The sequence below is a fragment of the Desulfonatronospira sp. MSAO_Bac3 genome (assembly GCF_003838035.1).
In the GTDB taxonomy this organism is placed as follows: Bacteria; Desulfobacterota; Desulfovibrionia; order Desulfovibrionales; family Desulfonatronovibrionaceae; genus Desulfonatronospira; species Desulfonatronospira thiodismutans.
On sequence record NZ_QYZY01000235.1, the window covers coordinates 1 to 6,511 of the forward strand.

Annotated in this window: 5 protein-coding genes; all 5 read left to right on the forward strand. The window is 52.5% G+C overall.

Going from position 1 to position 6,511, the window contains the following annotated elements; translation table 11 throughout:
- Positions 1 to 616: 616 nt before the first annotated feature.
- Complete coding sequence (locus tag D5S03_RS08170) at positions 617 to 976, forward strand: LapA family protein (protein WP_008869414.1); 360 nt, start codon at positions 617 to 619, stop codon at positions 974 to 976.
- Positions 977 to 1,198: 222 nt separating this feature from the next.
- Positions 1,199 to 2,317, forward strand: coding sequence for a tetratricopeptide repeat protein (locus D5S03_RS08175; RefSeq protein WP_008869413.1), 1,119 nt, complete (start codon positions 1,199 to 1,201; stop codon positions 2,315 to 2,317).
- Positions 2,318 to 2,337: 20 nt separating this feature from the next.
- Positions 2,338 to 5,040 carry a DNA mismatch repair protein MutS gene (gene mutS / locus D5S03_RS08180; protein ID WP_050775139.1) on the forward strand — a complete coding sequence of 901 codons (2,703 nt, stop codon included), beginning with the start codon at positions 2,338 to 2,340 and terminating at the stop codon, positions 5,038 to 5,040.
- A 635-nt stretch (positions 5,041 to 5,675) separates the two neighbouring features.
- The gene (locus D5S03_RS08185) at positions 5,676 to 5,906 is read left to right on the forward strand and encodes a hypothetical protein (protein ID WP_008869411.1); all 231 of its coding nucleotides are present in this window, start codon (positions 5,676 to 5,678) and stop codon (positions 5,904 to 5,906) included.
- Between the two features lie 50 nt (positions 5,907 to 5,956).
- Positions 5,957 to 6,376: a hypothetical protein gene (locus tag D5S03_RS08190; protein WP_287043403.1), complete on the forward strand. Its 420-nt coding sequence runs from the start codon at positions 5,957 to 5,959 to the stop codon at positions 6,374 to 6,376.
- The last annotated feature ends 135 nt before the right edge of the window (positions 6,377 to 6,511 follow it).

Sequence of the window (6,511 nt, forward strand, 5' to 3'; positions counted from 1 at the left end):
GTAGGGGCGTATGGGAGTAGGGGCGTATGGGAGTCAAAATATCTTTACACCCACACATGGATACCCCCATACACCCATACTTTCTTCCTGAGGGAGGGGAGTTACACCGTGGCTTGGACTTGCTTGGGTGGTGGGTTTCTGGAATTTTTATAAGGAAGGGAGTTCATACAACCACCCCCGACCCCTCCTTGGCTAAGGAGGGGAGTTGTACCGTGGCTTGGATTTACCTGGGTGGTGGGTTTCTGGAATTTTTATAAGGAAGGGAATTCATACAACCACCCCGGGGTTAAGAAGTATGGGCGTATGGGAGTAGGGGCGTATGGGAGTCAAAAGATCTTTACACCCACACATGGATACACCCATACTTTCTTCCTGAGGAAGGGGAGTTGCACCGTGGCCTGGATTTACTTGGGTGGTGTAAGCATAAAATGACAAACCTGGGTGAGAGCTACATGCTGAAATAACTGAACTGGAATTGTAGTTGCTTGGAAACAGATACGAGATTTTTCATTTATGGCAGTAATGAGCGATACTTCGGTCATGCCGGATAATTGTCTGCTGCGTATGATCGACTGAGAGCACATTTTGAAACCTATACCTGAGAAAGGAGATAGCCATGCGTTATTTAAGGGTGGCCCTGCTGATTCTGTTGTTTTTCTTTGCCATGCTTTTTTTCGTGCAGAACCATGAACTGCTGTCCAAAACCGTCAAGCTGCACCTGGAAATTTTTGGGGCTGAATTCACAAGCACTGATATCCCCTACTACCTGATTGTTCTGCTTGGTTTTCTGGCCGGCGGTTTTATCGCCCTGATATATCTGCTGGGAGAAAAAATAAGAATGAACGGCGAAGTCAAGCGGTGCAAAGCCAAGATTGCCGATCTTGAAAAAGAGATCACCTCGTTGCGCAATATGCCCCTTGAAGATGACAGTCTGGGCCTGAATACCTCTTCTCAGGAAGAGCAGGAAAGCCGTTAGCCCCACAGGAAAAGCTCTGGACTCCGGTTGATTGCAGGCCTGAAAAAGTTCAGCAGTAGAGAACCCGGGAGGACAAGCAGACCCTGGGATGCTTTGGTGCCACTGCTCTAAGGCGTTTCGGCTGAAAGCCTGACTTTACTGGTTTCAGAGTTTTTCCATTGCATCTGTAGTCTTTATTCATTTTCAGGGCCCTGCTTAAGGCAGGGCCTTTGAGGTTTTTTGATGGTAAAGTGGCTGCACAGCTTAAGGCGCAAGATCAAAGAACAGCATGCCTCGATAATTTACCCGCATGAAGGTTTTCTGCCTCCTTCCCAGGACACTTTTGCAGCCATAGGGGAGCTGAGCCGCGTAGTCCGCAACAATCCCGATGCCGTGGAAATTTATCTGGCCCTGGGCAATCTTTTTCGTTCCCAGGGCGAGATAGAGCGAGCCATCCAGATAAGGACCAATCTCATCGCCCGCCCCCACCTGGAGGCGCAGTTCAAGGCCAGGGCCTGGTATGAACTGGGCCTGGACTACAAGAGGGCCGGTATACTGGACCGTGCCCAGGCAGCCCTGGAACAGGCCCATGAGATAACCGGTGACGATCCGGCGGTTATCAAGGAAATGGCCAGGCTGGCCGCTGATTCCACCAATTTCAGCACAGCGGCTCAGTACTACGCCCTGCTGGAGCAGCCCCTGCCCCAGGCCCACTATCTGGTAAGGGCCGCCAGGCAGGAGGAGGAAAAGTCCAAAGATGACCGGGCCGGCTATAAACTCATTGAAAAGGCCTTGAAGGTTTACCCGGGTTCAGTAGAGGCCTGGGTTGAAATAGTCTGCAGGGATTACCGGCATCAGAACTGGACGAATCTGCGTTTTGACCTGAAAAGCGGCCTGCAGAATGTTCAACGCGAATTGCGCTTTGTACTGCTGGAGGGTCTTTTTCAATTCATTGCAGCCAGGTCATCTGCAGGCGACAACCTGCAGGAGCAGTTCGAGTGTTCCAGCATCGTGGTCAACACCGTTTCCGAGCTGGAGCAGGATATGGTGCTGTGCTACTATTGCGCGATTTTCATGAAGCAGTGCGGCAGATACACCGAGTGCCTGGAGTGGCTGGAAAAAACCCTGGTTCTTGGTCCTGACTTCTGGCCGGCCAGGCTGGAGATGCTGGAGCTGAGCCTGGACCATCAGGTTCTGACAGAAAGTTTCAAAGCACAGCTTATGTTTTTCACCCGCAGGGCAAACAGTGTAAAACGTTTTGTATGCCAGAGGTGCGGTCTCAAGAGGGAGCAGCTGTTTTTCAACTGTCCCAGGTGCTACAGCTGGCATTCCATTTCCTTCAGAACGCAGCTTGGTGAATGAAACAAAGGCAATAATACCAGATGCCCCAAGTATCCGGCTGGAAAAATATACCTGAAAACGTAAAGCTGACTCCAATGCTGGAGCAGTATATGCAGATCAAGCAGGACTATCCAGACTGCCTGCTTTTTTTCCGCATGGGGGATTTTTACGAGCTTTTTTTTGAAGATGCCGAAACAGCTGCCCGGGAACTCCAGATAACCCTCACCGCCCGCAACCCCAATGCCGAGTTAAAGGTCCCCATGTGCGGGGTGCCTTATCATGCCTGCGAGGAATACCTGCGCCAGCTCCTGGAAAAGGGACACAAAGTGGCGGTCTGCGACCAGGTGGAAGACCCCGGTGCGGCCAAAGGACTGGTCAAAAGGGAGGTCACCAGGGTGCTCACCCCGGGAACGGTGGTGGAGGACAGCAGCCTGGAGGCCCGGGAGAACAACTACCTGGGAGCCCTTTTCTGGGATACATCCAGGGGCAGGGGAGGGCTGGCCTGGGCCGAGTTTTCCACCGGTGAATGGACCGGGCTGGAGCTTAAAAATGAGGACGAACTCTGGCAGTGGCTGCAGAAGATAAATCCTTCGGAAATACTTGTTGCCCAGGGATATGAACCGCCCAGGGCCCATGTGGGCCTGCAGCCCAGGATAAATTTTGTCCCTGCAGGCTCATATTTTGAGCCGCGCTCGGCCAGGGAGATGATACTTCGCTCACAGCAGGCGGTTTCTCTTCAGGTGCTGGACCTGGAGGACAAGCCCTGCCTGGTGCGGGCCTGCGGGGCCATCCTCATGTACATGGTCCAGACCCACAAGAAAGAGCTGACCCACCTGGCTTCATTCAAGCCCATGAATCTGACCAGGTATCTTTACCTGGACGAGGTGACCATCCGCAACCTGGAGCTTTTCCGGACCCTGGGAGGGCAAAAAGGCCCGGGCACTCTGCTGCATGTCCTGGACCGCACTCTTACCCCCATGGGGGCCAGATATCTTCAGACCAGGCTGCGCCAGCCCTGGAAAGAGCCAGGTCCTATAAATGACAACCAGCAAACTGTTGACTGTCTTTACAAAGACAACAACCTGCGCGAACTGCTGCGCCTGGAGCTGGATCAGGCCTACGACCTGGAAAGGCTCAACACCCGCATTGCCCTGAACAGGTGCAACCCCAAGGACCTGGCGGCTCTGCTTCGTTCTTTGCAGATCCTGCCGGGGATTAAAAAGGCCCTGCAGGGGATGCAGGACAAGCCAGGCCTGGTAAATAAGACCCTGGAAAACTGGGATGACATGCAGGACCTTTGTTTTACCCTGGAAAAGGCCTTAGTGGAGAATCCCCCGCACCTCATAACCGAAGGCGGTATTTTTAGATCCGGTTATGATTCACGCTTAGACGAATTAATCGAGCTTACGGACCACGGCGAATCCAAGCTCAAGGAACTGCTGGAGAAAGAGCGCACCCAAAATGACCTGCCCAAGCTCAAGCTGGGCTATAACCGGGTGTTCGGCTATTATTTCGAATTGTCCAGGGCGGTGAAGGACAGTGTTCCGGAGCATTTCCAGCGCCGTCAGACCCTGGCTTCTTCGGAGCGCTACCTGACTCCGGAGTTAAAAGACCTGGAAAACAGCATGTTGAGCGCAGCAGAGCAGCGAAAGTCCAGGGAAATGGATCTTTTCGGTGAACTCAGGCAGTTTGTGGCCGGTCATGGAAGCAGGATGAAGAAGATGTCCGCCTGTCTGGCCCGTATAGACTACTGGCAGGGTCTGGCCAGTGCGGCCCGGGAGTGGAACTGGAGCAGGCCGGTGCTTAGTAAAGACATAGGCATGCAGATAAAAAAAGGCAGGCATCCGGCCATTGAGGCCATTCAGGGGCGTTCCGGGTACGTGCCCAATGATATGTACCTGGAGGATCCGACCAGGATACTGCTCATTACCGGCCCCAATATGGCGGGCAAGTCCACAGTGCTCAGGCAGACGGCCATTATCGCCATCCTGGCCCAGATGGGTTCTTTCGTGCCGGCCAGAGAAGCAAGTATCGGGCTTTGTGACAGGATATTCTCCCGGGTGGGGGCTTCGGACAACCTGGCTCAGGGCCAGAGCACTTTCATGGTAGAAATGACTGAGACAGCCAGGATACTCAGGCAGGCCACCAGGAGAAGCTTAGTCATCCTGGATGAGATCGGCCGGGGTACAAGTACCTATGACGGCCTGGCCCTGGCCTGGGCCGTGGTGGAGGAACTGGCCCGCAAGCACGAGGGCATAAGGACCCTGTTTGCCACTCACTACCATGAACTGACTAAGCTGGAGCAGGAATTTTCAGTACTCAAGAATTACAATATCGCGGTCAAGGAGTGGAAAAAAGAAATAGTTTTTCTGCGCCGCCTGGTGCCGGGCCCGGCGGACAAGAGTTACGGGATAGAGGTGGCCAGGCTGGCCGGGGTGCCGGATCGGGTGGTGGACCGGGCCAGAAATATCCTGGAGGACCTGGAGAGGCAGAAGGAACGCAAGTCTGTGGTCCGGGAACAGAGAAAGACCATGTTTGAGCAGGGCATGTCCATGGGGCCGGCGCAGAAGGTCAAAGAGGATGTGCAGAGTGGGCAGTATACAGGGGATAATGACGATAAGCACGGTGTTAAAAAGGGTGAAGAGCATCCGGTGGTGAGCAGGCTGGCCGGCCTGGATATCAACAGCATGACTCCGCTGGAGGCGTTGAACCTGCTGGCTGAGTTGAAGAAAGAGGCTGGGTGAAGAGGGTCAGTGTTCCAGCCGAACCTGTGGCTAACTGGATAAGGAAGTGATCATTTAGAACGAACCACCCCCGGCCCCTCCTTAACCAAGGAGGGGAGTAGACCGTGCTGTATGAAATTGTCCCGAGCGGGCCTCTTTTATCGCGCAGGGTAGAGGAAAAAGTCTGGTTACTTGGAAGTTATTTGTAATCAGGTAAAAAGCAGATAACCAATTACTGATAACATTTTTACCCGGCAGGACAAGCGTCATGAAAAAATATATATACTGGGGTCTGGTTTTTTATCGTTCCCACGCTCTGCGTGGGAACGTTTTTCGACCGCTCCTGCGGTCATTTTGGACGCGGAGCGTCCGAAGATTGTTCCCACGCGGAGCGTGGGAACAATAAGAAGCAGGACCGCTATGCGGTGTTTAACAGGGCGAGCTCCAAGGAAGCGTTGCTCAAACAGTTTACGCCCAGTTTGCAAAGCCCCCGGGCCATAGAACCGCAAAGAGCGCTTAGATTGTCCAGCTTTAGCAGGTGCTGATTAGTTACGTTGTTTTGTTTACAGAACTTTAGTTCCCGCTGATCCGAGAAAAAAGTACAAGCGGTCCATAGAAGTTTAAAAATCCTTATATTTGCAACAGGAGATTTGGCTATGTCCAGTTATTCAGAAACTCCTTATCAAACAGCAATAGATGCAATTGAGGCCTTGCCCATAGAGGACAGAAGGGAAGTCATTGAGCTTCTGAGATTGCGTATGGCTGAAGAAAGACGGGAGCAGATAGCAGCCAACGCAGCAGAAACGCTTCATGCTGTCCGGGAAAAAAAGTCTGAGTTTGGAACGCTGCAGGATCTTAGAAAAGATCTTTTGAGAAGTGATGTATAGGCTTGCCTGGCATAACAGTTTTAAAAAGGCGTTTCAGAAGGACAAGCGGCATGAAAAAATATATATACTGGGGTCTGGTTATGCTTCTGGTGCTGGGTGTGGGATGCGGCAAGAAGGTCTGGCCGGAGCCGGAAGCAGATGATGAACGCTTTGAGATCAAGATTGAACAGGCCCGTCTTGAGGGTGAGTGCCTGCATATCCAGGCCCGATTGAAGGGTAACTACCAGAACCTGGCAGAGGTGACCCTGGAGGTGGAGGAGTCAGTTGTACCCTGCCCGGGGTGTCCTTTTATGGCTACTTTTAGTGAGGTTCTGCCTCCGGGTGCTCAAGAGGTGCACATGGACGGTGACCTGCTGCAGTTAAGCCTTTGCGGTTTTGATCCGGAAAAGTACAACAGGGTGAGGCTCACGGGGGTGAATGTTTACCGAAACCTGGGTGATGTACACTCCAATGTGAAAGAGCTTTACTGAAAATTCAAAAACACAGTCAGGAGAGAGAATGAATTTTTTTGAATACAGAAACGGCGAGCTTTATGCAGAGGATATAAGTATCAAGGAACTGGTGCAGGAGTTTGACACCCCGCTTTATGTCTATTCCGCCAAGAC